This is a genomic window from Marinobacter fonticola, assembly GCF_008122265.1.
Lineage (GTDB): Bacteria > Pseudomonadota > Gammaproteobacteria > Pseudomonadales > Oleiphilaceae > Marinobacter_A > Marinobacter_A fonticola.
In genome coordinates this window covers 3,662,705-3,688,208 of sequence record NZ_CP043042.1, presented here as the reverse complement: position 1 = coordinate 3,688,208, position 25,504 = coordinate 3,662,705, and the positions used below count along the sequence as shown (strand labels likewise).

The 25,504-nt window shown below is 57.5% G+C and carries 19 protein-coding genes; 13 read left to right on the top strand and 6 right to left on the bottom strand.

What is annotated here, in order from left to right:
• The first annotated feature begins 138 nt into the window (after positions 1 to 138).
• Entirely contained in the window at positions 139 to 891 is a 753-nt protein-coding gene (locus FXO11_RS16430) for a hypothetical protein (RefSeq protein ID WP_148864037.1), read from the top strand.
• A gap of 510 nt (positions 892 to 1,401) precedes the next feature.
• On the opposite strand, the gene FXO11_RS16425 is transcribed toward FXO11_RS16430, so the two are convergent.
• The 3 genes from FXO11_RS16425 to FXO11_RS16415 all read right to left on the bottom strand — a co-directional run bounded on the left by FXO11_RS16425 (position 1,402) and on the right by FXO11_RS16415 (position 4,516).
• Entirely contained in the window at positions 1,402 to 1,920 is a 519-nt protein-coding gene (locus FXO11_RS16425; RefSeq protein ID WP_168203190.1) for a transposase, read from the bottom strand.
• Between the two features lie 118 nt (positions 1,921 to 2,038).
• Entirely contained in the window at positions 2,039 to 2,830 is a 792-nt protein-coding gene (locus FXO11_RS16420) for a PEP-CTERM sorting domain-containing protein (protein ID WP_148864035.1), read from the bottom strand.
• Between the two features lie 708 nt (positions 2,831 to 3,538).
• Positions 3,539 to 4,516 (bottom strand): transposase, encoded by a 978-nt coding sequence (locus tag FXO11_RS16415; protein WP_148864034.1) that lies wholly within the window; start codon positions 4,514 to 4,516, stop codon positions 3,539 to 3,541.
• Positions 4,517 to 4,786: 270 nt separating this feature from the next.
• On the opposite strand from FXO11_RS16415, the gene rluF reads away from it, so the two are divergent.
• Positions 4,787 to 5,527, top strand: coding sequence for a 23S rRNA pseudouridine(2604) synthase RluF (rluF, locus tag FXO11_RS16410; protein WP_148864033.1), 741 nt, complete (start codon positions 4,787 to 4,789; stop codon positions 5,525 to 5,527).
• A 43-nt stretch (positions 5,528 to 5,570) separates the two neighbouring features.
• Positions 5,571 to 5,876: an antibiotic biosynthesis monooxygenase family protein gene (locus FXO11_RS16405; RefSeq protein ID WP_148864032.1), complete on the top strand. Its 306-nt coding sequence runs from the start codon at positions 5,571 to 5,573 to the stop codon at positions 5,874 to 5,876.
• Positions 5,877 to 5,955: 79 nt separating this feature from the next.
• On the opposite strand, the gene FXO11_RS16400 is transcribed toward FXO11_RS16405, so the two are convergent.
• A complete protein-coding gene (locus tag FXO11_RS16400) occupies positions 5,956 to 6,813 on the bottom strand; it encodes a PA4780 family RIO1-like protein kinase (protein ID WP_148864031.1) in 858 nt (285 codons plus the stop codon).
• Positions 6,814 to 7,065: 252 nt separating this feature from the next.
• Between FXO11_RS16400 and FXO11_RS16395 the strand changes: the two genes are divergently transcribed.
• The 4 genes from FXO11_RS16395 (at position 7,066) to FXO11_RS16380 (ending at position 9,821) form a co-directional block, all read left to right on the top strand.
• Complete coding sequence (locus FXO11_RS16395) at positions 7,066 to 7,377, top strand: antibiotic biosynthesis monooxygenase family protein (RefSeq protein ID WP_148864030.1); 312 nt, start codon at positions 7,066 to 7,068, stop codon at positions 7,375 to 7,377.
• 147 nt (positions 7,378 to 7,524) lie between these two features.
• Positions 7,525 to 7,827, top strand: a complete 303-nt coding sequence (locus tag FXO11_RS16390; protein WP_148864029.1) for an ArsR family transcriptional regulator — start codon at positions 7,525 to 7,527, stop codon at positions 7,825 to 7,827.
• 256 nt (positions 7,828 to 8,083) lie between these two features.
• Positions 8,084 to 8,542, top strand: coding sequence for an ATPase (locus FXO11_RS16385; protein ID WP_148864028.1), 459 nt, complete (start codon positions 8,084 to 8,086; stop codon positions 8,540 to 8,542).
• A 160-nt stretch (positions 8,543 to 8,702) separates the two neighbouring features.
• Positions 8,703 to 9,821, top strand: coding sequence for an App1 family protein (locus FXO11_RS16380; RefSeq protein WP_148864027.1), 1,119 nt, complete (start codon positions 8,703 to 8,705; stop codon positions 9,819 to 9,821).
• On the opposite strand, the gene FXO11_RS16375 is transcribed toward FXO11_RS16380, so the two are convergent.
• Positions 9,797 to 14,191: a cation-translocating P-type ATPase gene (locus FXO11_RS16375; protein ID WP_148864026.1), complete on the bottom strand. Its 4,395-nt coding sequence runs from the start codon at positions 14,189 to 14,191 to the stop codon at positions 9,797 to 9,799. The two genes, FXO11_RS16380 and FXO11_RS16375, sit on opposite strands and share 25 nt — an antisense overlap.
• A gap of 353 nt (positions 14,192 to 14,544) precedes the next feature.
• Between FXO11_RS16375 and FXO11_RS16370 the strand changes: the two genes are divergently transcribed.
• Positions 14,545 to 17,436, top strand: coding sequence for an FAD-binding and (Fe-S)-binding domain-containing protein (locus tag FXO11_RS16370; RefSeq protein WP_148864025.1), 2,892 nt, complete (start codon positions 14,545 to 14,547; stop codon positions 17,434 to 17,436).
• 14 nt (positions 17,437 to 17,450) lie between these two features.
• Here FXO11_RS16370 and tmpT read toward each other — a convergent pair whose 3' ends face one another.
• A complete protein-coding gene (gene tmpT / locus FXO11_RS16365) occupies positions 17,451 to 18,110 on the bottom strand; it encodes a thiopurine S-methyltransferase (protein ID WP_148864024.1) in 660 nt (219 codons plus the stop codon).
• Between the two features lie 200 nt (positions 18,111 to 18,310).
• Here tmpT and FXO11_RS16360 point away from each other — a divergent pair, with 200 nt between their 5' ends.
• The 5 genes from FXO11_RS16360 to FXO11_RS16340 all read left to right on the top strand — a co-directional run bounded on the left by FXO11_RS16360 (position 18,311) and on the right by FXO11_RS16340 (position 25,455).
• The gene (locus tag FXO11_RS16360) at positions 18,311 to 19,273 is read left to right on the top strand and encodes a D-2-hydroxyacid dehydrogenase (protein ID WP_148864023.1); all 963 of its coding nucleotides are present in this window, start codon (positions 18,311 to 18,313) and stop codon (positions 19,271 to 19,273) included.
• A 192-nt stretch (positions 19,274 to 19,465) separates the two neighbouring features.
• Positions 19,466 to 21,535, top strand: coding sequence for a T6SS phospholipase effector Tle1-like catalytic domain-containing protein (locus tag FXO11_RS16355; RefSeq protein ID WP_168203189.1), 2,070 nt, complete (start codon positions 19,466 to 19,468; stop codon positions 21,533 to 21,535).
• A complete protein-coding gene (locus FXO11_RS16350) occupies positions 21,532 to 22,128 on the top strand; it encodes a DUF2931 family protein (RefSeq protein ID WP_148864021.1) in 597 nt (198 codons plus the stop codon). Before FXO11_RS16355 ends, FXO11_RS16350 begins: the two co-directional genes overlap by 4 nt.
• A 271-nt stretch (positions 22,129 to 22,399) precedes the next feature.
• On the top strand, positions 22,400 to 23,629 hold the full coding sequence (gene malE / locus FXO11_RS16345) for a maltose/maltodextrin ABC transporter substrate-binding protein MalE (protein ID WP_148864020.1): 1,230 nt from the start codon (positions 22,400 to 22,402) through the stop codon (positions 23,627 to 23,629).
• A gap of 59 nt (positions 23,630 to 23,688) precedes the next feature.
• Complete coding sequence (locus tag FXO11_RS16340) at positions 23,689 to 25,455, top strand: methyl-accepting chemotaxis protein (protein WP_148864019.1); 1,767 nt, start codon at positions 23,689 to 23,691, stop codon at positions 25,453 to 25,455.
• The last annotated feature ends 49 nt before the right edge of the window (positions 25,456 to 25,504 follow it).

Here is a 25,504-nt window from a genome sequence, read left to right as displayed (position 1 = left end):
TGGGGTGCTCTGCGTCTATTCTGTCGAGCTGAAGCAGGTCATAACCAGTAGCTGCAGTTCGTTCCGGCCCTACGGGCCTACACCGGACGCGCTTACGCGCGCAGCTGAGCATGGCGTTGAGCGTCATAGGAAAGCATCGTGCTAAAGCCAGAGAAATTTCAGCGTCTTCGATTTCTTGAGTCAAATTTGGAAACTCGAATATTCGATGCCCGCGACTGGCTTTCGACCCCCGAAGCCCTAACGCATCTGAAAAGCGGGCTGGGAGCAAGACATTATGTTCTTCGCCACTGCCGGGAATATTTGGAGCGCACTTGCTTTGCCGCAAAGCGGGACGCACTTTCAGCCGATGTGGCGACAGAGGCAGCGCTTCATTTGAATGGATACTACCTGAATTTGAGGGGCGCTCTAGATAACTTGGCGTGGATCCTTCAATTCGAGCTTCAAGTCTTCCCTGGTACAACAGAAGATTCTGGCGCCAGAATGAAAGTCCACCTTTTCGGCGATAAATTTCTTAAAGCCGTCGGAGACCGGTCAACTCCTCATGCGAACCATCTATCAGCGATGAAATCGTGGGGCCTAGATTTGGCGGTCTTAAGGGATCCAGCCGCACATCGAATTCCGTTGTACGTTCCCCCAGGCATCATCACCTCCCAGGACCAAGTTGATGAATTTCGTCGCTTGGATCACTTGTCAGGAGCGCCGGAGAGCGAGCTTGGAGGGAAGAGGCGCATCGAAATCATGATCGAGGCTCAGCAGGTCGCATCGTTCGAGCCCGTCTTCTGTGTGAACTCGGAAAGCGGAATCAAGGTCTACAATATACCCAAGCAATTGCTATTCGATCACCGGCATTATCTGCATCTGGCTAGAAAGGTATTGGAGGAGTTCAAATGACGCCCAACAAATCGTTGGAGAGGGACGTTTTTTCCGCACGCTGCGCGTGCTCCACAAACGCCCCTCAACTCAAGCGTTAAATTGTCGGCAACAGATTCTTGCTTGAGGGGTAGAGTGTGGATCGAGAGCAACTCGTGAAGAAATTGCGAAACTGGGAGATGCATCTCGAGGTGGTAGTGGGCACTCTCGCGTTTGGACTGGCAGTTGGTTGCGCTGGTATAAGCAATGACTACATAGCCCTCGTTGCTAGCGTGATCTCGATATACATCTCATTTCGAGCCATTGATTTGGGCGCGCACCACTTCCCAGCCGAGCTTTTGGCGCTGAGAGAAAACTCGCAGAAGACTAGGCGTCAAATGATTGAGCATGCGTACGCGGAACTTCAGCTCAAGAAGATGAAAACGCCTCTCCTTTATTTCGGAATACTAAGCCTGTTCGTGGTAGCTTTAATGTTATATGGTTCAATCATATCAATAATTTAACAAGTGACTGTGGTGTCAATCCGATAAATTAAGCCATTTTTTCACGCCACGCCTCCTGATTTTTGACCATCGTATTGAGCACCACAATCATCTTTCTCATACAGGCAATGAGGGCGACTTTGGGCAGTTTCCCCTGGGCCTTCAAGTGCTCGTAGAAGCGTTTGAAAACCGGGTTGCACTGGATGGATGAGAGCATGGCCATGAACATCACCGTGCGCACTCTGTGACGTCCTCCCCGTATTCGTCGTTTGCCATTAAGCTTGCCGCTGTCCCGGTTGATGGGCGCGACACCAACCAGTGCAGCAATCTCTTTTCGGTTCAAAGAACCGAGTTCTGGAAGCTCACTGAGCAGGGTGTAGGCAAGGACTTTGCCGACGCCCGGCACACTGGTCATGATCTCCGTTTTGATTCGCCAGTGATCGACTTTGGCCACCTCCTGTTCGATCTGTCGGGTGATGGTCTCAATCTGATTCTGAAGCATCCTGAGCACGCTTTTGATGGAACGATGCAGCGCTTTCGGGAGTATCTGGAGACGGTTTTTCTCCATCGTGGACATCTCCAGAAGCTGGCTGCGTCGGGCCAGCAAGTCTTTAATCTTCTGGGATGTTTTGTCTGGAATCGGCTTGAACTCAAAAACCCTTAAAAGGACACCCACTCTAAAATACTTAAAAGGAATGTCTTAAAAGGACGCCGGCCCTAAGTTTCCCTTTACGCCATAGTAGGCCCAGTAAAGCAGTAGTTAAGAGAGCAACCGTTGAGGGTTCCGGCACAAGAGCGAAATCCGGAAAGCGCTGGTCGGTTGAGCAGAATTCTCGCTCGCCAACCTGAGACTGTGGCTGACAAATAGCATAGTTGGGAGCAGACGTATCAGGCGTGGCTGAGCTGAGACCCATACTCAGCGCAGCGCCGAAGGTTCCATTGGGGACTGCGACGGGTCTCAGGCTGTTATCTAGAAGCGCGAAGTTGATCGCAAAGAAATTGTAGGGCTCATCTGATTCAAACCCTAAATCGCCCCAATCAAATTCAACTACGATTGATCCAGACGCACTCGTCTCTACAGAACTGGTCAGGCCGCTATTTGGGGCCTGAAGATCAGGCTCGAGTGTGTCGGCATAGACAAACTGCTCGGGATTTTCTGGAAGCGGTGGTGCTGGTGTAGCTGAGGGATCATTGCCCCAATCGCCGAGCCAGCCATAGCTCTGGCCTGCCACGGGGATAAATTGGAGCTGACTTGGGTCGTAGTTGAGGTTAAATCGCCCTGAATAGATAGTGGAAGGATCAGGATCAACCACTGCAGTAATAACTTTCGCTCCCGACGCGTATGGGCCAGCTGGTGGAATGGCGTTTGCTACACGCAGAGAAAAAACAGAGAAGTTTGGGAACCAGGAAAAGATTGCAGTTGCATGAGAGAAGGTGCAAAAAAAGCTAAAGACGAGAAATAGAACGATGCTTTTCATTATTTTGTCTCCGTATAAGTATAACCTAGTAATAAGAAGCTCTTAAATGCAGGTAGCGAAGGAGGGTACAAACGAAAGGAGGGAGACAGCTTGGCTTCAGAACCTTATAAAAAACCCAACTTACTGCCGTAATGTGAATTGATAGCGCAAATTATTAGCCCTGTCTAATTAGAAAACTAGAGTCCTGCTTAAAGGTTTTACTTAAATACTTAAAAGTACTTAAAAAGATAAAGACCGTGCTTAAAAGTACTTAAAAGGGCGCCCGCTCCAAGACCGCGCACACATCCCGCCCAAACTCTCCAGTTTGGCCCAGCGAAATGAAGAATCAGCGCTACTTCCTGTTTGGCTGTCACCGCCGATGTAAAAATGACCCCTGACGTCGAAGTAAAACTGGCCCCCTGGGCGACAATAGCGGCTTTTTTTGAGCCGCATCTATGTTGACCCAGGAGCAAGCAGTGGAGATTCGCGTATTTACTTAAAAGGACACCCTTCTTAAAAGGACACCCACTCTAAGCCGGAGGCCTCGCTCAGTCTTTACAGCAAAATTTGCCTTAACTTTCCGGTTTGACCCGGCGAAATGGAGAATCGTCACGGCTTTGCGTCTTGTAGGGCTATTCAACCAAGCAATGCGGCTTTCTGAACAAAAGGCGGCTGCCGCCGCTCGAGGAGAGCAGGTATTGGATGCGAAGGAAGGTAGGTTGAGCGGGGCTACCCCAACAGCATTTGGCAACGGCCCAGGCCCACGGTCCGTCGGTAGCCCAATTGCTGACAGGCCGCCTTCAGATTGAACGCTGTGCCAACCAGTCCTTTGAACTGGCTTTCAAAGCTGCGACTCATGTAGAGCCAATGTTTGGGTTCAATGGCGAGGCGGTCCAGGATAGGGGGTACGTTTTCGGGGATGTGGCCTTTTTTGCCGGCCCTGAGTTGGCGGCCCGTCCAATCGACTAGTTCCAGGTAGTCCTCCAGCCGGAAGGGTAGGCCCACCGGCATGTCCTGTCGTGGGTAGCCTGCAAACGGAAACAGGCCAGGCAGGTTATCGGTATCGTTCAGATACTGCCGCACCCGGATTCGGACTGATGTGAAATCGCTCGTCTCTGGCATCTTGGCGATGCCGGCGCGTATGGGATTGAGATCGACGTAGGCCAGGCAGGCGGCCAGGGCCTGCTCGTCAAGCAGGGCCTGGGATTTGAAACGACCTTCCCAGAATCGGCCGGTACAATTATCTTCAAGGTTGGCCCGCCGGGCGATGTCTTCGTTCAGACAACGCATGAACCAACTGATGTCCTGCAACCGCGCCCGCCAAATCTCGACTTGCTCCTCCAATATCTGCTGCTCGATGTCTCGTAGGGACTCACCCTGGAGATAGCGTTGACTGAAGATCGTGCCCTTGAACAGGTGGTGCCATCGTTCGATGGTTGACCGCAAGGACCATTGGTCGGCCTCCGCTTGATTGATATGCAGGACCAGATGGACATGGTTACTCATCACCGCATAAGCACAGACGTCCAGTGCAAACACCGTAGCGAGTTTGAGCAGGCGGGTTTCTATCCAGGCCCTCCGGTGTGAGAAATCCTGACCGGTCAGAGGATCCTGGCCACAGAGAAAGGCGCGTCGGACACAGCGGCTGACGCAGTGGTAGTACGGCGTCGCTTCGACGGCGACTTGGGCTTTCCTTGCCCGGGGCATTGGCATTCCCTTCTTTCGGTAGCTGTATGGATAGACAGTATCAGAAGTTGTTGGGCGGGGCTATGGTTTCGTTGGGTGTCCTTAAGACTTTAAGACTTCCCTTTCTTCTTAAGGCTTTCGCCCCAGCGCTTTTGCTCATTTCCTTGGACCGCTTCGTGTCTCTATGTCAGAGTAGCTTCCCATGGTTCAGAGCATAGACAGGGTACTTGGTTGAGTAGGAACGCAGGCAAGCATAAGAGCAGAAACGTTAGCGCGAATGACGGACGCCGCTTGAATAAATTTATAAGCGAGTCAGGCTATTGTTCCCGCCGTGAGGCAGACAAATTAATAGAACAAAGACTGGTGACCATTAATGGCAAATGTCCGGCGTTGGGGACTAAAGTCTTGCCTGGTGATGTCGTTATGGCGGAAGGTAAGCGCATCCGCAATAGAGCCGCTGATAAATCTGATCGGGTTTATATCGCTTATCACAAGCCGGTGGGTATTACATGCACCACAGAATCGAAGGTGCAAGGCAATATTATTGATGCCATTCGCCATAAAAAACGCATTTTCCCGATAGGCCGTTTGGATAAGGATTCTGAAGGGCTAATTTTTCTGACTAGTGACGGGGATATCGTCAATAAAATTCTGCGCGCGGAAAATGCTCATGAAAAGGAATATATTGTCACTGTAGACAAGCCGTTGAATGCGCAGTTTGCAGAGTTAATGGCGAAGGGCGTCCCTATTCTAAATACCGTTACCAAACCATGCAAAGTGATAGTTCTTAGCCGCTTTGTCTTTAAAATTATTCTAACGCAGGGAATGAATCGCCAGATACGGAGAATGTGTGACCATTTTGGTTATGAAGTAACAAGGCTGAAGCGAACCCGTATTATGAGCGTTTCATTGGATGCCCTAAAGCCTGGGCAATGGCGTAATTTGACGCCGAAAGAAATGGCTGAAATCAATCAGTCTATTGCCGGATCGGATAAACGAAAGCAGGGTTCATCATCCAAAAGTAACGACTAAAAGGACGCCCACCCTAAGACTTTACAAGCAAGGAGACGTCGAGGTGATTGCTCGAATATGGAAAGGATGGACCACCCCGGATAATGCTGCGGCCTATGAAGAGCTTTTCCGGGATGTTGTTCTGCCGAAAGTCACGCAGGGTGTCAGTGGCTATATCGACACCAATCTACTCCGGCGCGAGGCTGGCGAAGAGGTCGAGTTCACAACCATATTCTGGTTCGAATCTCTCGAAGCCGTAAAGATGTTTGCGGGCCCAAACTTCGAGCAAGCCGTGGTTCCCGACCCAGTAAAGGCGCTTATGGTGCGCTACGAGGCAATCGCCCTCCATCACGACGTTGTTGCCCTGTAGATTGCTATTAATTAGCGCCAGTTCGTCTTCTGTCGAGCCCGTTCGGGAGGTTGTTGGTTTCCAAACTTGGACCGGGCCCTCAGTCCTCGCTGTCCCTTAACCGCTCCCGTTCCAGACGTTCTGCCTCTTCTTCCCGCGCGGCCTCAATGACGGCCATCAGCTCCTCCATGTCGGCACTGGCGGAATCGTGTTCGAAGCAGCCGGTGAGTCGGCTATCGGGATAGAGGTCGCCGCTCTCGTACAAGGACCAGATCTCTTTGCCGTAGTCGGTTTTTAGCAGCTCAGGGTCGAAGCGGGCAAAATAGCGGCGCATATTGTCCACGTCCCGTTCCAGCATGCGGGCGGCGTTGTTGTTGCCAGCGGCATTGACGGCTTGGGGCAGGTCGATAATGACGGGCCCGTTCTCGTCCACCAGTACATTGAATTCGGATAGGTCGCCATGAACCAGACCGGCACAGAGCATGCGCACCACCTCTCTGACAATGCGGTCGTGGTAGTCTCTTGCCTGCTTCGGGCTGAAGGACACGTCGTCGAGGCGCGGGGCGGCGGCACCGTCGCTGTCCGCTACCAGTTCCATCAGCAGTACACCGTCGACGAATGCGTGTGGCTTGGGGACGCGCACGCCCGCTGCCGCGAGCCGATATAGCGCGTCGACTTCGGCGTTCAGCCAGGCGTCTTCCTGCTCCTTCTGGCCGTAGCGGGTTTTCTTCGACATGGCGCGGGCGCGGCGGCTGTTACGAACCTGACGGCCCTCCTGATATTGCACAGCCTGCTTGAAGCTACGCTTGCTAGCCTCTTTGAACACCTTGGCACAAAGCCGCTGGTCGCCACTAAGCACGACATAGACTTGCGCTTCTTTGCCGCTCATCAGCTGCGCGACGACGTCGTCAATCAGCCCATCATCGACTAGGGGCTGCAATCTCTTCGGTGTCTTCATAAATCCTTAAGTGTCAGTAGAGCGGCCTGAACCGCGCAAAGCCAAATACAGTTGCCCAGTTTCGCAGAATGACGGGCAATTTGCTGTGGTTTCATCACGGAAACAAGCTGGTAGAAATTCTTACGCCTGTTTCAAGCCCGGTTGGCCCATCATGGGTATTAGCGCGGCACCCCGCATTCACGTTAGGCTTGCGATGAGCACAAGAGTTTCAGGTTTGCATTATTCAGTGTTCAAGTGTTGACGGAGCCGACTATGAAATACATTTTCGAAGTCCACATCAAGGATGGTTACACTGCGGAGGATTATGCGGACGCCTGGGTCAGGGCCAGCCGTTTGATCCAGCAGGCGGCTGGGGCCCGTGGTACCGAGCTGCATCGCAAGATAGACGATCCGAAAAAGTTGATCGCCATCGCCCACTGGGATACCAAAGCCAGCCGCGACGCCATGGAAGGACAGCATAATCCCGAAGTGGCAGACATCATCAAAAGCGCGGCGCCGTTTTGCGAGATTAGAGCTATCGGGGAGTTCGACGAACCTGAATGGGTGGTGCTTCCTAACAACTAGTGCTTGCTAACACCTAGTAGTGCTTGCTAACACCTAGGGCACGAGTGTCCGGCCAAGGCGCCAGTTCGTCCACACTAGTGCGACCATCCGGTGCGATAAGCCGTGCCGGGCTTTGACGACGTGTTGATAGCTGGAACTAAACTGGTTATGACAGGACCTGAGAGAGTACCCGCTGAGCGTACGATTACGATTCGACAGGACATTCTTGCCATCCTGGAAGAGGTCGAGTGCAATGCCAGCGATCTCTCCAAATGGGTGCGCCTGACGGAAAAAGACATCTATGCGCATCTGGATGAGCTGAAAAAGTCCGGGCGCGTGGCGACGATTCCCGCCGCGTGCAATGCCTGTGGCTATCGCTTCGAGGATCGGCGTAAGGCTCGTAAGCCCGGCAAATGTCCGCGCTGTAAGTCGACCCGGATCGATCCGCCCCGATTCACCGCCGTCTCCTGATTGACCGCCTCCCCGGGTTTTTAGCGCTTTAATTTTCGTTCAGGTTCTTCGGTTTTCTGTTGTCTCTCTCCCCAAAGAACTACAGTATGAGTAAAGGAACGATGCACATTCGACGGTTTGAAGGGATGACCGAGACGAGGCGTGTCGAACGAATTTCGCGTTTACTGTCCGTGCAAGCGGCCCCGTTCGACATCCCAAGCGAGGGTCAGCGACGTGTCGGATGTGCGAATATTGAATCCGGTAAGGAGGCCAGCGAATGGAAATTAAGACCTTTGAAGATCTCATCGATTGGGCCCGACAGCTCCATGCCCACCTCTCGCGCTCGCTGCAGGATTCGGCCGAGACCAACGAGAATGAACGGGCCAGCGCTTTGCTGACCTACCTGTCCGAGCACGAGTCGGAGCTGGCTCGGATTACGGCCGAATTTGAAAAGCAGGCCGATCCGAAGGTGCTGAAGACCCGCCTTTACGATTTCTTCAACCACCAGCCTATCGATTCTCGCCGTAAGAGCGATACGCACTATGCGCAGTTGGGTTTCGACGAGATAGCCCGGGAAATTTTCAGCTTCCACGATGAATTGATGGAGCTCTATAAATCACTGCTGCGCAAGGCCGAATTACGCGAAGCGTCGGACCTGGTGCAAGAGCTGCTGGACATGGAGGAAAACGAATCCATGCGTTTGGCCCGCCAGGTGCGCAGCATGGACGACGTCTAGTCGCCCAACCGGGACACATCATCGCGATGTCATCCAGGCGTGTCTAGCGGCGCCGTTAGTGCCGGAATTGCCTCATTTGTCATTGAGCTTTACGGTGTCGGCTTGCAGAATAAATAGTCTTGCCACCAGCAAGTTAAGCCGGGCCTTCACAGAGGATTCAATGTCACTTCGCCGTCGCTACCGCCAATACGTGCGTTCTTTACGCAAGGGACTCCATATCCTGGCGGCGCCGGTTAAAGGTGATAACGGCCGTGGCGGGCTGTTTATCCAGGCATACCGAGGATTTGGCTCCCAGAGCCGGTTGTTTCTCATGGGACGGGTCTTCCACCAACCCGGTTTCGGCGCCAGGTTACGTGAGGATATGCTGCGCCGGGATTTGATCGACCTGCTGCGGCGCCTACTACGCAAACCCATTGTCGACGCCCAGGTACGCGTGCGTTATAAGGACGCGGACACCATCGTGCGCACCGATCGGCATGGCTTCTTCCGGGTGCATATGGACCTCTCCACCATGCCGTCGGACGTGATCTGGCACTCCATGGAGTTGTCTTTGGTCAATCCCAGGGATGAGCGTGCCACCACCACCGGCGAGTTTTTCACGCCTACGTCCCGAGCCCGCTATGGCGTAATCAGCGATATCGACGACACGGTGGTCTACACCGGTGTGGCGAACACGATGAAGATGATGTGGCGACTGTTCGCCCAGGGCGCGGAAAGCCGGGCGGTTTTTCCCGGTGTGTCGGCGTTGTATCAGGCATTCTATAACGGCGACAGTGGGGCTCAAGGCAACCCGCTATTCTATGTGTCTCGCGCGCCCTGGAGCATCTACCAGGTCTTGGTCGAGTTTTTTCGCATGCACCGTATTCCCAACGGGCCGATCCTTATCCTGCGGGAGTGGGGCATGAAGCGGGGAAGTTTGATGCCGCGGCGCGCGAAGGACCACAAGCTCGACGCCATTCGCCAGATTCTCGCTCTCTACAAGGATATGCCGTTTATCCTGATCGGCGACTCGGGCCAGCGGGATCCGGAAGTCTATACCCGCGTCCTACAGGAGCATCCGGGCCGCATCCTGGGGATCTATATCCGCGACGTCAGCAATGATTCCCGCCGTGAAGAAGCCATCGCCGAACTCGCCCGCGAGGTCAAGGACGCGGGCAGCGATTTGATGCTGGCGTCAGACACGATGGGTATGGCCCGGCACGCGGTTGAGCAGGCGCTGATTCCCGCCAGCGCGCTGGACGAAGTTCGCCGTACTCACGACCGCGAAGACGACGACTGAGCCGCTTCGATTTTTTCGGGTAGTGCAGCCTGGCGTGGTTGCTCCTCGCGCTCGGAACGGGTGAGCCAACGGCGTAGTTTGCCGCTCCATTCCGATTGAACTTCCTTCGATGTTTCCTGCAGCCTCGGCAGAAACCAGGCACCCGCGAAAGAGACACCCAGCGAACCGGCGACCGTCATCCAGCCTGTAATGCCGGGGCGGCGACAACCGAAGAAGCGGTTGAGCCCCGGTGTTTCCACCAATGCGCAGAGACCGGCAAAGGCTCCGGCCGCGGCCAAATTGACCTGGCGGGATCCCTTGCCGACCAGTACGGTTTGGCTCAGTTGGGTACCGATCAAGGTCAGCATGGCCACGGTGGAGGCGTGTTCGGGTCCCCAAAGTTTACGATCCAGCGCCCAGACCGCCGTGGTGATGCCGCCGGTCAGGCCGGAGCGCCAGTGGATTTCGCGGGTCAGCGCATCCCCCAACGACGCTTCCGGACCTTCACTCATCAGCTGTTTGGCCTGCAAGTCCGTAGGCTCGCCCAGCGCGACCGCCAACGCGGGCACCGTGTCGGTGAGCACGTTGATCAGGATCAACTGACGAGCGTTGAGGGGTGAGCGTCCTTCAAGCAGCCCCGCCACCAGGGTGAAGCCGATTTCACCCAGGTTGCCGCCGACCAAGAGGCTCACGGCGTCCCGTACCGAGGTCCACAGTGCCCGGCCTTCGAGCACGGCACTGACAATGGTTTCAATGCGGCCATCCACCACTTGTAAATCCGCCGCCTGCTGGGCCACGACAGAGCAGTTCTCGCCGAGGGCGATACCCACTTCCGCCAGGCGCAAGGCTGCAGCGTCGTTGGCGCCATCGCCGGTCATTCCCACTACTTCGCCGGCGTGTTGCAAAGCGGTGACGATGCGTGCCTTTTGTTCCGGTGTGACGCGGGCAAATACACTGGCCTTGCGGGCGCTCTCTTTGAGGGCATCGTCATTCATGGCGTCGATGTCGGCGCCGGTCACGACCTTTTCGGTACCGTTGATGCCCAGCTCTTCGGCAATGGCTGCAGCAGTGACCGGATGGTCGCCGGTAATAATGGAAACCCGGATGCCAGCCGCCATCAGCTTCGCTACCGCATCCTGGGCGGCGGGTCTGACTGGATCGGCCAGGGCCAGGAAACCGCGAAAGACCAGGCGGCTAACCTTGTCCCGGTTCAGGGTGTCGCTGCGCGCTGGCCGTTCGGCCACCGCGAGGACCCGATAGCCGCGGCTCGCCAGCGAGTGGGAGAGTTCGGTCAGACGCGCCCGGTTTTCTTTATCCAGGTTTACGATCCGTCCGTCGGGACGATGCCAGCGGTTGCAGCGTTCCAGCAGGATTTCCGGCGCGCCCTTAACGCACAGACGCTTGACGCCATCGTGTTCGAAAAGCGCCGCATGGTAGCCACGCTCGGACTTGAACGGTAGATCCTTGATGCGTTTCCAGCGCTCCAGGTCTTTTTGCACTTCGTCCCGGTGGTCGAGAGCCGCGGTCGCCAGAGCGCGATCGGTAAAGTGAGCGGCGTCGCCGTTGAGGGCATCCTCCGGACTGGCCAGCATGCCGACCATCAGGACATCCAGGGCGCGCTCGTTCATGTCATCGGCGGCGACGATATCGTTATCGATGGCGACGAACTTGAGCGCCAGGCGGCCTTCGGTAAGCGTGCCGGTCTTGTCGGCGCAGAGCACGGACATCCGCCCCAATGCTTCTATGGCCCGGGGGTTCCGTGCCAGGGCCCCTTGGCGGCTCAGGCGACCGGCAGAACCCAGCTGTGCCAGAGTAGCCATGATCGGCAAGCCCTCGGGTACGGCGGCGACGGCCATGCTGATGCCGGACCCGATGACATCCCGGATCGGCTGATTCCGGGATAGGCCGGATACCAGCAATGCCAGTCCCGAGAAGGCCGCCATCGGCACGGTGATTTCCGACAGGTGCTCCAGCCGTTTTTCCACGCCGCTGGACGCTTCGGACACCATGGTATGGGCGCGCCGCGCCTCCGAAGACGGGCCCACCGCGACGACGACGGCCTGGCCGGTGCCCAGGACAACGCTGGTTCCCTCGTAGAGCATGGAGGTTCTCTCTGCCAGATTCGTGCTGTAGCAGGGCTTGGCATTCTTCTTGACCGGCAGCGACTCGCCCGTCAGCGATGACTCATCCATTTCCAGCCCTTTGGCGGCCAGGAGCCGGGCATCCGCGGGAATGACATCGCCAAATTCCACAGTGATGATGTCGCCGGGTTGCAGCTGGTTGGCCTCGACCTGCACCGTCTCCTGTCCACGCTCGACGCTGTACAGTTCTTCGGTGGTCATGGCCAGCTGTTCCAGCTGTTTCTCGGTGCGACGGCGCTGCAGGCTGCCGACCAAACCATTCAGGCTGATCACCGAACCAATCATGATCGCGTCGCCCAGCGCGCCGGTCAGCGCGGCCAGGCCAGCGCCGGAGAAAAGGACAGGCATCAACGGGCTGGACATCTCCTCCAGCCAGAGCTTCCACAGACGCATGGCGGCCCGGTCGTCCTGTGCGTCTGGCTCATGACCGTTAGCGGCGACGCGTTGCTCAAGCCGCTCCAGAACAGCGTCGGTATCCAGGGCGTGCCAGGGCGTTAAATCCCGCAGGACATTCTCGGGCATGGCCTTGACTCTGCGTCCAAGCCGGTAGCCGTTGGCGACGCTGATGATGTTGGCCAGATTGCTGGCCAGGCGGATGCGTGAGATCACGCGCCGGTCGACTTTTTCCAGAGACAGAATCAAACCACTGAAAGCGTCGATCTTGGCCAGCTCCACGCCCTGCTTGGCCACCGTCCTGGCCAGGTGCACCGCGGTGAGCAGGCGCCACAGGGTGTCTAGCGGGTTGTCGGTGACCAGATGCGCGCCGAACGGCCAACCGCGCTCCTCGCCCAGAATACCCACGGCAATATCTGCGCCCCGCAGTAGTGCGGGCTGGCCGATGGCCATCAACGTTTCGCCGCGGCGCTGGTATTTGCGAACGGCGACATCGATATCGTCTTTCTCGGCGGAAAGAACGGTGACCTTCAAGTCGAGCTTGCGGATGCGGGCCATGATCGATTCCACCGTCTTGTCCACCACTTCGTGAACCAGCACGGCGGCGCAGGTGCGGCCATTGCGACGGACGAGGCGCAGGCTCTCGATGGGCTGGCCCGAGGCCTGCCACCATTTGCGAACACGCTCCGTCAGGCCAGACGCCTTGCGGACTTCCCGCCAGGTGAAGGTATGTTTGCCGTGCTGCACAGACGGTTGTTCCAACAGAGCATCCAGCACCTCCAGCGGGACCCGGATGCGTCCGGTGTGGAACCGGGTGCTGATCGTCAGTTGCGTGGTGCGGGCGATATCGGCATCCAGCACGATACGGTCAACGCGATCGAGCAACTGCAGTACTTCGGGGTTGAACAGCAACGTATCTTTCCGGGCCAGGTCGCGCACCAGGGTCGCGCAGAACGACTTTCGCCCCAGTAGCGCCGGACGGGGCACCGAGGACAACAGGGTGGACATCGATTGGGTCAGGTTATGGGTGAAGGCCATACCGGTGCTGAAGGCGGCCAACGACCACTTCTCCGAAGCGCTCTGATGCTGCTCGATCAGTCCCGCGGGTACAGGGCATGCGCGCTCAAGGGGCTCGAATCGTGGCGATGCGTCGTGTTCGATGTGATCGAAACAGCGGTCGCGCAGGCGCTCCCAGCTTTGCTGGCGCTCTTGGGAGGCTTGCCAGTCCTGCGTCCGGTGAACCAGGTCGACCAGCGAGCCCATGCCCCCTTGGCTGAAGGATTCGCTGATCACGTTGACAAAGCGCAGGGCCAGGTCGGTGTTCTCTTCACCGCCCAGAATATGCTCGATGGGTTGACGAATCTCCGGCGTATTCTCGGCCAGAATGGACAGCGCGAGCACATCGGTAAAAAACCGGTGGCCACGGGTGCTGACGCGGCGCACGAGCAGACCACCACCAAAACCGGCGATATCCAGGCCCATTTCCAGCAGGGTGCGGTACCGGGCCGCGTGTTCGCCGGGGAATTGCGTCTTCGTGGCGTAAAAACGGTGAGCCCAACCGTGGCGGCGTTCCTGCTTTTCGATGATGGCTAAGGCGTCTTGCCTATCGAAGCTGTCTTCATCATCGCGAAGCACGACCAAGCGTTCGAATTCGGGGATATAACGCGCCAGCTTGCAACCACCTGCGCGGGCCAAAGCCGATTCCAGACTCTCCAGCAGCTTCGAATCCTCACCCGCTTTGTCACGTAGCTCGATCAGGAGCCAGGGCCCGTGTTCGGTGACTTGTCTGACCTGTCCCAAGGCCTGACGCAAGAGAGGGGCTAGTGCGGGAACGCGAATACGGGGCAGAGAGGGCATGGATATCCCTTTTTCGATGAGTTGAGTGCAGGTCACGGTCTTTATAAAAAAGTAAAGCAAACTTGCTGAGCTGATGGGAAGACGTTTTGCCCTACGGTTGGGTTAAACCCTCTTAACGTATATATCTAACCTAAGTAGTTGTTACAGAAGTATTACAGTTGCCGCGGGGGGTTAGAGCGGAGGGCTGGCTATGATCGTCTCATACGCGTCAGCTACTTCTGGGTTGAGGCTCAGTCGTGCGATGAGCGTGTGGTCACTGCTTGGAGTTTTTATTGGCCATACCCTGTGATACAAGCTGTACACAATGGTGGTAAAGACAAGACCTATCGAGCACGCGGAGCAGGGAGTTGCGCATGAAGCATGGGACGGCGACGGCGGAGCCTAACGCAAGCGACATCGATCAACTGATAAACCAGTTGCGCGAGGCCATCGAGGGAGAGGTCCGCTTCGAAATGGGCTCGCGTGCGCTCTACGCCACCGATGCGTCCAACTACCGCCAAGTGCCGACGGGCATTGTGATTCCCCGCCACGCGAGAGACATTGAAGCAGCCGTTGCCCTGGCCCGCAGGTTCGACGCGCCCATCCTGATGCGTGGCGCAGGTACCAGCCTCGCCGGCCAGACCTGCAACGCAGCGGTCATTCTCGATACCTCCAAATACATGAACCGCGTGCTTGAGGTCGATCCTTCACACCGCACCGCTGTGGTCGAACCCGGCGTGGTCTGCGATGTGCTGCGGGATGCCGCGGAAGAGCACGGCCTGACCTTCGGCCCGGATCCCTCGACGCACACCCAGTGCACCCTGGGCGGCATGATCGGTAATAACTCCTGCGGTGCCCATTCAGTGATGGCCGGTAAGACCGAGGACAACATCGAGTCGCTGGACATTCTCACTTATGACGGCGTGCGCATGACGGTCGGCCCCACATCCGAAGCAGAGTTGGAGGCCATCATCCGCTCCGGCGGCCGCAAGGGCGAAATCTATGCCGGCCTGCGACACCTGCGGGACCGTTATGCCGATCACATCCGCCAAGGCTTTCCCGGCATTCGCCGCCGCGTGTCGGGCTATAACCTGGACGCCCTGCTACCGGAGAACGGCTTCAACGTGGCTCGCGCGCTCGTCGGCAGCGAAGGCACTTGCGCGATTACCCTATCGGCGCGGGCAAAGCTGGTGGATAGCCCGCCACACCGGGTGCTTGTCGTATTGGGCTACGAGGATATCTGTCAGGCCGGCGACGAAGCGCCGGCGATCCTGGAAACTGGCCCGCTCTCCGTGGAAGGCCTCGACGAACGTATTGTCGGAGATATGCGCAAAAAAGGCTGGGGCCTGAAGGCGATTGAAGGCTTGCCGGAGGGCAATGGCTGGATTCTGTCGGAGTTTGGCGGGAATACGGTCGAGGAAGCGACTAGCGCCGCCCAGAAAGCGATCGACAGCCAGCGCGGCCGCTGCATCGATAGCCGGCTCTACACCGATCCAAAGGAAGCGAATCTGGTCTGGTCGGTGCGCAAGAGTGGCTCGGCAGCTACGAATGCCTTGCCAGGTGAAGACGAAAGCTACCCGGGTTGGGAAGATGCCGCTGTCGATCCGGCCAGGGTGGGCGACTACCTTCGAGACTTCCGCAAGCTACTCGACGAGTACGGCTATCGCGCCTCGCTTTATGGCCATTTTGGCGACGGCTGTATCCACGGACGTATGACATTCGACTTGTCCAGTCATGAGGGCGTGGCCAAGTGGCGGCGCTTTCTCGACGAAGCGGCCGATCTGGTCGTCGCGTATGGCGGTTCGCTGTCCGGCGAACATGGCGACGGTCAGGCCCGGGCGGAACTGTGGCCACGGATGTTCGGCCCCGAACTGATGGAGGCTTTTCGCCGGTTCAAGGAAATCTGGGATCCCAACGGGCGGTTGAACCCCCACAAGTTAATCGACCCGTACCGCATCGTCGATCACCTGCGGACCGGGCCGGACCACGATCCCATCGAACCGCAGCCGCTGCACTTTAGTTTCCACAAAGACCAGGGCAGCTTTTCCCAGGCGGCGCACCGGTGTGTGGGCGTGGGCAAATGCCGCAGCTATGCGGGCGGCACCATGTGCCCGAGTTACCGGGGAACAATGGAGGAGAAGCACTCGACCCGGGGGCGGGCGCGGTTGCTGTTCGAGATGCTGCAGGGCGACACGCTCGAAGGCGTATGGAACAACGACGCGGTGCATGAGGCGCTGGACCTGTGCCTGGCCTGCAAGGCCTGTAGCCAGGAGTGCCCGGTGCAGGTGGATATGGCCACCTACAAGGCCGAGTTTATGGCCCACTATTACGCGCACCATCGTCGTCCGCGTCAGGCGTGGACTCTGGGTCTGATCCACGAATGGTCACGGATTGCCGGGCGCGCGCCGAAACTCTTCAATGGGCTGACAAAGCTGCCCGGGGCTGCTGCGCTGGCCCGCAGCCTAACCGGCATGACAGCGGAGCGAGCCCTGCCGCAGTTCTCCAGTCAGCCGTTTACGCGGCATTATCGCACGGGTACCCCGTCGGGCAACCGCCCGGCTGTGGTGCTTTGGCCGGATACCTTCAACAATTTCCTGCAATCCGATGCTCTCAGGGCGGCGTCACGTGTTCTGGACCGGCTGGGCTTCGAGGTGCAACTGCCGGGGCGCCCGGTTTGTTGCGGTAGGCCATTGTACGATCACGGCATGCTCGAGCGTGCCCGCTGGCGACTGAAGCAGGTGCTGGACACCCTGACGCAGGCAATCGAGGCGGGCATTCCGCTGGTGGGATTGGAGCCGTCCTGCATGAGTACCTTTCGCGATGAACTACTGAACTTTTTCCCAGATGATCGCCGGGCTCGCTGGCTTGCCGGGAACAGCTGGCTGCTGGCGGATTTTCTGGCGCAGCGGGAGGACCTGGAATTTCCCCGAGTCGAAGGTCAGGCATGGGTCCATGGGCATTGCCATCAGAAATCGGGCGCTGGCATGGCGGGAACCCAAACCTTGCTGGAGCGTATGGGACTTGAGGTGAGCCTGCCGGATAACGGCTGCTGCGGCATGGCCGGCGCGTTCGGTTTCGATGCGGAAAAGTACCCGGTCTCGATGCGGATCGCGGAGTCGGCGATGCTGCCTTCGCTGCGAAACACATCGAACGAGACCTATGTGATTTCCGACGGCTTCAGCTGCCGCGAGCAGATCCGTCACGGCAGCGGCCGAACGGCACTACATACCGCCCAGTTGTTAGATCAGGTGCTCGGCAATCGTTAGCGCTTCTAGCCCTCCTAGCCCTTCCGGGTTAGCTTGAACACGCTTTCGACGCCGTTTGTCAGCCCCTTGCGCTTGGCAAACGGATGATCTTTTTCCAGCGGGTTCGTCAGGACATGCTCGATGTCGAAGTCGTCGCCGTAAAGCTGGTGGACCTCTTCATCGCTCACATTGAACGGGGGGCCCTTCATTTCCCCGCTATCGTAATCCAGCGTGATCAGGAGAATGCGCGCTTGATCGGGCAGGACGGCTGTCAGGTGTCCAACGTACTCGCGCCGCATATCCGGCGGCAGGGCGATCAAGGCTGCGCGGTCGTAAACGAGTCTTATGTGGTTGAGATCGTCCGGCACCAGCTGAAAGAAATCGCCGCACCACAGCTGTAGTTCGTCATGGATGTAGCGGATGAAAGGCTGGCTGGGTTGGACCCGGGCCTTGGCTTCGGCTTCTTCGAAGAAATCCTTGCAAGCGATAGGGCTCAACTCGATGCCCAGCACCGGATGGCCGCGGTCGTACAGCCACCACATGTCCTTGGCCTTGCCGCACAGGGGAACCAGAACGGCCTCGTTGCCGGTTTGCACCATCTCCGGCCAGTGCTCGTGGAGGTAGCGATTCACCGTACCTTCGTGGAAGCCAATTTCCTGCTTCTTCCAGCGGGTGTGCCAGAATTCGTGTTCCATCGTCTGGACCTCTTTTCGCGCCTGAATATCCTTAAAGTATGGACCCTGAAAGGTACCAGTGTAAGCGTGCGCCAGCGATTCAGATCAACTCGGCTACCTGCAAACGAGTGCAGTTCCTTTCATTTTTGTCAGTGTGATCAGTGGGCTAAGAGGGTGTAAGCTGTTGGAATCACTGATGCTTGCAGCAAAGGATGCCCAAGATGAAAGCCGTATTCCTCGATGCCTCCACGTTGGGACACGACGTCGATCTACAACCGATTCGATCCGTCGTCGATGAATTGGTTCTGCACGACCGCACCACCGCCGAGCAGGTGCAGGGGCGTATCGCCGGCTTCGATACGGTGATCGTCAATAAGGTGGTGCTGGGTAAAGAGCATTTCTCGGCTAACCCGGATATCAAACGCATCGTCGTCACCGCCACCGGCACCAACAACATCGACCTGGACGCGGCGAAAGAAGCCGGTATTCGCGTGGTCAACGCTATCCGCTACGGCCGGACAACGGTTTCCCAGCACGCCATGATGCTGATCCTTGCACTGGCGACCCGGCTGATTGACTACCATCAGGACGTGACCGCCGGCTGCTGGGAGCAAAGCTCCCAATTCTGCTTGATGGACCACCCGATCATAGAGCTGAACGGCCGTACGCTGGGCATTGTCGGCTACGGGGATCTGGGGCAGGGCTTGGTGGAGTTGGCCAAAGCCTTCGGGATGAAGATTCTGGTCGCTGCCCGTCCGGGGCAGGAGCCGGGGGAGGTTGATGGCTATCCACGTATTCCGCTTGAAGAACTCCTGCCGCAGGTGGATGTGTTGTCGTTGCATTGCCTGCTTACTTCGGAAACCCATAACCTTATCGACGCAGAAGCTCTGTCGAAAATGCAGAAGCACGCATTGCTCATCAACACCAGCCGTGGCGGTCTCGTAGACGAGAAGGCTCTGGCCGACGCCTTGCGTAAAGGCCGGATCGGTGGGGCGGGCTTCGATGTGCTTACCGAAGAGCCCCCGGCGAACGGCAATGTGCTGCTATCCTCGGATATTCCCAATTTGATCGTGACCCCGCACTGCGCTTGGGCCAGTAAGGAGGCTCGTCAGCGAATGGTGCAACTGACTGCCCAGAATCTGGAGGGCATGAAAAACGGAACCCTGGAGCGCTGGGTCGCTTAACCCTCCGTCTTGAGTCTTGCAGCGTTGGCCCGTAAGTAACGGTAGAGGTTCCAAAGTGCTGAGTGTCAACGATCAGCCCTCGGGATTGCATTGGCTCCGGCCATTCATTACATTGCCATGACAACGGGCGGCGTACTCAGGATGAGTCAAGGTCGCTCGTTGTCATCCGTTAGATTGCAAAGGACTGCCTACATGGACGTTAAAACGAGTCGAGAGCTTAAGCTCCGCGACCTGCCCCGTATTGAATCCCCCTTTTTTGCTGTGTCCAGAGTCGAATCCCAGTTGGGTTCGGATACCTTCTTCGAAGCCAAGATACGTAACCTTCTTAATCCGTTTTCAGGTTCCGGGATCGGCTGCCGGGGAGGAATCGACCGCGATAAGCTAAGACGATGCCTTGAAAGAGGCGAATTTTTTCTGGTCTACGGCATTTCCGACGGTAAGCCTTTTTCGCCGCTGGTGGTGTGGGAGACGACGGCCGACGCATCCGATGGTGGACACTGGCGCTTCATACAATGGGATCCCATCGGTCTGAGCCATTTGAAAAGTCAGGTTGCCCGACTCAATGAATGGGCGATCACGCCTGAGGCTATCGAAATATCCGGGCCTGGCGCCGTGGGCCAACTGACTGTCAGTGGCTTCGATATGGACCTGCGCGAACGCCGGGCTGACGAGCGGTACCTGGCTCAGCAGGAGGCCCGTAGCCAGCTCAGTACGCCGATTGGCGAAATGGCCAGCGTCGCGCCAATTCCCGTTTCCGCAGCCACCGGCAATGAAGACCAGTCGTCGCAGGCGAAAGCGGACACGCCGAAGGCCATTTACTTGGAGGTGGGTCTATTCACCGATGGGACCCTGAATAACGCCGGCAACGTCGAGATATATCGGCAGCAGGTGGAAGAGGAATGTCTGGCACCGCGGCGTAATGGTGAGATTGACGATGCTGAGTGTGAGCGGCGGCTAGCGTTGTTGTTGGGGGCGAGCTATGCGAATGCGGAGAGCAATATTGCCAAGCTGCGAGACCTATATGTGGAAAGGGAACTTGAAAGTAGGGACGTAACCACTCGTTCCTTTCGTGTATACGTACCTGGACCGGGTTCGAAAACAGGCGGTAGCGATTCATTGGCGGGCATGGCTACCGGCCTTGGTGAAACCGGTGTAATCGCGCAGGTCAAGAAAGCTTTTTCAGAGTTGGCTAAGCTGGCCGCAGATGCGGCCGGCGGTGCTGCCATCGATTGTTTGACGTTGGACTTGTTTGGCTTCAGCCGAGGCGCAGCAGCGGCGCGCCATGCTGCATTCGAGATTGGGCGTGGGTCGAATGGTGAACTGGGGCGCTCGCTGGCAGGTTACGGCATTCGATGGCCTTCGGAGGTGAATATTCGCTTCGTTGGCCTGTTCGATACCGTCGCCGGCATCGTTAATATCGCGGAGGGTGATTTCGCCGCCGGTAACGCTCGCAATGCCCCGGTCAATCTGTACCTTGACCCGGTAAAGGTACAAACCGCTGTCCATCTCACTGCCCTCGATGAACGCCGTGCGAACTTCGCTCTCAATAGTCTGCAAAACCCGGACGGCAGTTTGCCGACCAACTTCCGTGAAATCGAATTACCCGGCGCGCACTCTGACATTGGCGGGGGCTACCAAGATAGCCAGACCGAAGATCTGTTGCTCAGCCCAGTACTGACGCTGGATGACAGTCGCACAGAATGGCCCGAGCAAACACTGGAATGGGACAACTTGGCGACTCTTAAACAGGTCGCTGAATCCGAAGGCTGGATTGGAGACTATAGCCTGAATTTACCGCCAGGCGAGCCACCTATAGTGGAGATTCAAAAAGCCGTGGATAAACACCCCACACCTTACGGTCGGGTCGATTTATCCCTGAGGATGAAGCGCGAAGTGCGCGGAGATTATTCCCGGATCAGTTTGAAACTTATGCACTCGTTGGCTGAGACTGCGGGTGTGCCGATCAATGCGATTAGCACAGCAACATTTGATGACGACTTGCCTAAAGATTTGGATCCCATCTACAAAAAATGGTTTGAAGAAGTAAGTCAAGGTAATGATGCACTGGAGATTTCTGCTGGTGATCGGGCTCTCATTAAACAACGCTACACACATCGTTCCGACCACTACAATCTTGCAGAATTCCTGGCGTGGGACACATTTATCGCGATTGAAGTTCCGTTCGATAGCCTTTCGCCCTTCCGTCCTGCGAAAGATCGGAAACGGATAATTCATTTCAATATGAGGGGTGCAGAAGCATGAGAAGCCTGGGTTTTTTCCTGTTAATCCTGGTCGGCGGGCTCATATCTGGATGTGCTTCCACACCCGAGAATGATTCAACTTGGTATGTCGGTGTGGCTGCCCCCAAGCACTACAGTGTGTGGGTGAGGCACTTTGAACTTGAGGCATCTGGAGTGAGGCACTGGCGAATGCCCATTGGGATGGTTGAGTGTTGCTGGAAAGGTCCTAATGGACCGAGGGGCTCAGGAGGTTCACTCGAGCCGTTTCCGGATTACATCGGCATAGAATGGTTTTCTTTCGCCGAACAAAAAACGTATCAACGCCTGTTTTCATTGCCAGATGGTCTACTCGAAAAGATGCGTCAGCCCGCTACATATACAACCAGTTTGGGTTCCTTCCAACGACCGCGGGACATGCTGACCATAGGGTTGGCTCCTGGCGGTACGATTGTTTTGTGGATCAAAAATCAGATCGGCAATGAAATCGAAGTCGCTCGTCTGCAGGCAAACGAAGTCGACAAAGATGTCTCTCCCTACAAAGTCGGTATCGAAAACTATCTGGAAGAACACGGCGACTACCTCGAACAACATGGTGTGCCCACCGAGGGGTGGTAGTGGGGCGCCCTGGAGCCTCCCTTCTACGCCGGAATACTCATCCTCAGAAACCTACCCCTAGAATGACCCGTCCCAACAGCCCGCTGCCATAGACTGAATCTCGGCGCACTCCCGGTGCGCCCACTCGACACAATAACAACAAGGGCATACTCAAAGAGTTGCTTAAGTATGTCCGCGGCGACTGTTTCTCCGGCTTCAGGCTCCAGCCCACCGCTGCCGCCCGTCCGCTTTCGGTGAGACGGCACGCCGGCCACAAACGGTGGAGTCAGTCATGCGGATCACATCAATTCTCCAAACACTCTTTACTGCTTTTCTTCTCGCTCTTCCAGGCAGCCAGGTACTCGCCTTCGAGGCCGGTACGCTGCATATCTGGATCAATCACGACAAGGGATTCAACGGCCTGGCCGAGGTCGGGCGACGCTTCGAGGGGGACACCGGCGTACCGGTGGTGGTGGAAACGCCGGATGACCTGACGGGCAAGTTCGATCACTCCGGCTACACCAGCCAGGCGCCGGACATCATTATCTGGCCCCATGACCGCTTCGGCTCCTGGATCAACGAAGGCCTGCTGGAACCCGTCGAACCCTCGGCTTCGGTACGGGAAGCGCTCGCGCCATTCGCTTGGCAGGCCGTGACTGTGGGCGACAAAGTCTACGGTTATCCCATCGCAACGGAGGTGGTCAGCTTGATCTACAACCGCGCTCTGGTCAGCACGCCGCCTGCGACCATGGACGATGTGTTGGTACTGGACCGGGAGCTGCGTAAGGACGGCAAGCACGCGCTGGCCTGGGATTACAAGAATGTCTATTTCTCCTGGCCGATTCTCGCCGGTGCCGGTGGTTACAGTTTTGGCAAGACCGATGGTGTCTATGACCTGACGGATGTCGGCGTGGCGACGGATGGTTCGGTCGAAGCCACGGTGGCCATTCGCCGGCTACTGGAGCAAGGGGCTCTGGATAAGGGCACCGACTACGGCAGCATGATGACCTCATTCAAGGCAGGCGATACCGCCATGATCATCAACGGTCCCTGGGCCTGGAGCGAATTGCGCGAGGCGGGTATCGATATCGGTATCGCCGACGTGCCGGCGGTGGAACCGGAGCATCCCGGTAAACCCTTTGTCGGTGTTCTGGCGGCGGGAATAAGTTCGGCAACGCCGAACAAGGTGATGGCAAAACGCTTCCTGGAAGATTACCTGCTGACCAAAGACGGTCTCGCGACCGTCAACGACGACAAACCTCTGGGCGCGGTGGCCCACCTGGGATTGGTTCGCGATCTCAGTGACGATCCCTTTATCGAGCATACTTTCCTGTCGGCCAGCAAGGGCGAAATGATGCCCAACATACCTGAGATGAAGCGCTTCTGGGATCTGATGACCCGGCGTTTCGCCGACATGCTGACGGCTGGAAGCCCTATCCGCCCGACGCTGGACGAGGCCGCGCACCGTCTGAGACGGCTCGACGAGATGCGAGGCTGGACCCGCCGCCACTACCTGCCCTGAGGGTGCTGCCTTGATTCCTCGATTCTCTTTAACGGCCCTACAAACGGAGGGATAGCCCGATGTCCTCTAGCCAGAACTCAATCCAGCGCAGTCGAGCGCGTTCCTTTTCCCTGACGATCCGGACCAAGGTGATCCTGCTGTTTGCGATCCTGACTGCCGTGGCGGTTGGCGCCTCCAGCCTGGTGATCCACCGTATCGATGCCATTGGCGACAGTGTCGACCGTCAGCAGGCCAGCATCGACGGTCAGGTGGAGGCGACCCGGCGCCAGGCCGACTTGATCCGCGAGCAGCGCCGACTGGCCGCGCTGGCCCAAGGCGTCAACGACGCCCAGCGCCAACTCGACAGCTTGCAATACTGGTATTCCCACGCCGCCCTGAATGCCGACCCCGAATCCCTCGACAAGGCGCATGTCGCATTCGACGCCTTCGGTGCGGCACTGACGCGACTGGTCGACGAAAACCCCGATTTGGCCGATCTCGTGGCGGAGATGACCTCAACATTGGACGAGTACCGCATGCTGGCGGAGAAGATGTTCACCTTCTTCGAGGACTCCATGATGCTGATGGGGCGCTCGATGGGCGAGGCGTCCCGTGAGCGCGCAGTGCTGCTTGGCGCCCGGCTGGATGCCGTCAGGCAGGCTTATCGTCAACAGGAACAGGCGCTGGGGGATGGTGTGCTTGAGGCGGGCGATGCTGTCGAGGGGGCCGGTGCCGAGGTGGCTGAGTCGGTCGCGGCTATTCGCGGCGATATTCGGCAGGCAACCCGGGTGAGTTTGGGCATGATGGCTGTTATCGCGGCATTGGCCGTGGTCCTCGGGGCGATCTTCCTGCGCTCCGTGCTGGGACCGATCCGCATGCTGGGCCAGCGCATCGAGCAGATTCACGCCAACAGCGATCTGACGGCGTCCCTGGATTACCGGCGTGACGATGAGCTGCAGGTCATCACCCGCGCGTTCGATAGCATGCTGGGGCGCTTCCGCGAACTCATCCATCGCCTCGGGGACTCCACCCAGGAATTGGGGCAGGTGGCGGTTCAGGGCAAGCAGGGTAGTCAGCAACTGGCGGGGCAGGTCGGTCAGCAACAGCAGGAGACGGGGCTGGTTGCCACGGCGACGACCCAGATGTCAGCCTCGGCTACGGGTATTCAGGCTAGCACCGAAGATGCGGCCCGGTTGGCCGACGAAGTCAGTCGCCTCACCCGAGAGGGCGGCTCCGCGGCCAGTGAATCGGTAAAAGCCATGGACGCGCTCACTGGCCGGATCGATATGGCCAGCGGCGTCATCCATCAGTTGGCCGAGCGAAGCGACAGCATCGGTACGGTGCTCGATGTGATTCGCGGTATCGCCGAACAAACGAATCTGCTGGCGCTGAATGCCGCCATCGAGGCGGCACGGGCCGGGGAGTCCGGTCGCGGCTTTGCGGTCGTGGCCGACGAGGTCCGGGGACTCGCAAGCCGCACCGGCGATTCCACCGTGGAAATCCAGAACCTGGTGGAAAACCTGCAAACCGATGCGCGCCGGGCGGTAGCCGAAATCCGTCAGAGCCTGGAGGAAAGTCGCCATACGGTGGATTGTATCCGCCATTGCAGCAACAGTCTGGAGAGTATCGAGACTAAGGCCAGCCGGATGCAGGAGCTGAATCAACAGGTGGCCCAGGCCACGGCGGAGCAGAGCGAAGCGATTCAGAGTATTGACCGCAACCTCGCCAACCTGACTCAGCAGATCGATCGGATCAATCACCATGCGTCGGATACAGGGTCACGCACGGATCGGCTGGCGAGCATGGGGGATGAATTGCAGGCAGCGGTTTCGCAGTTCAGGTATTAGTGTGCCGCGCAGTAGATCAGCGAATTAACCGCACGGCACACAATTGCCT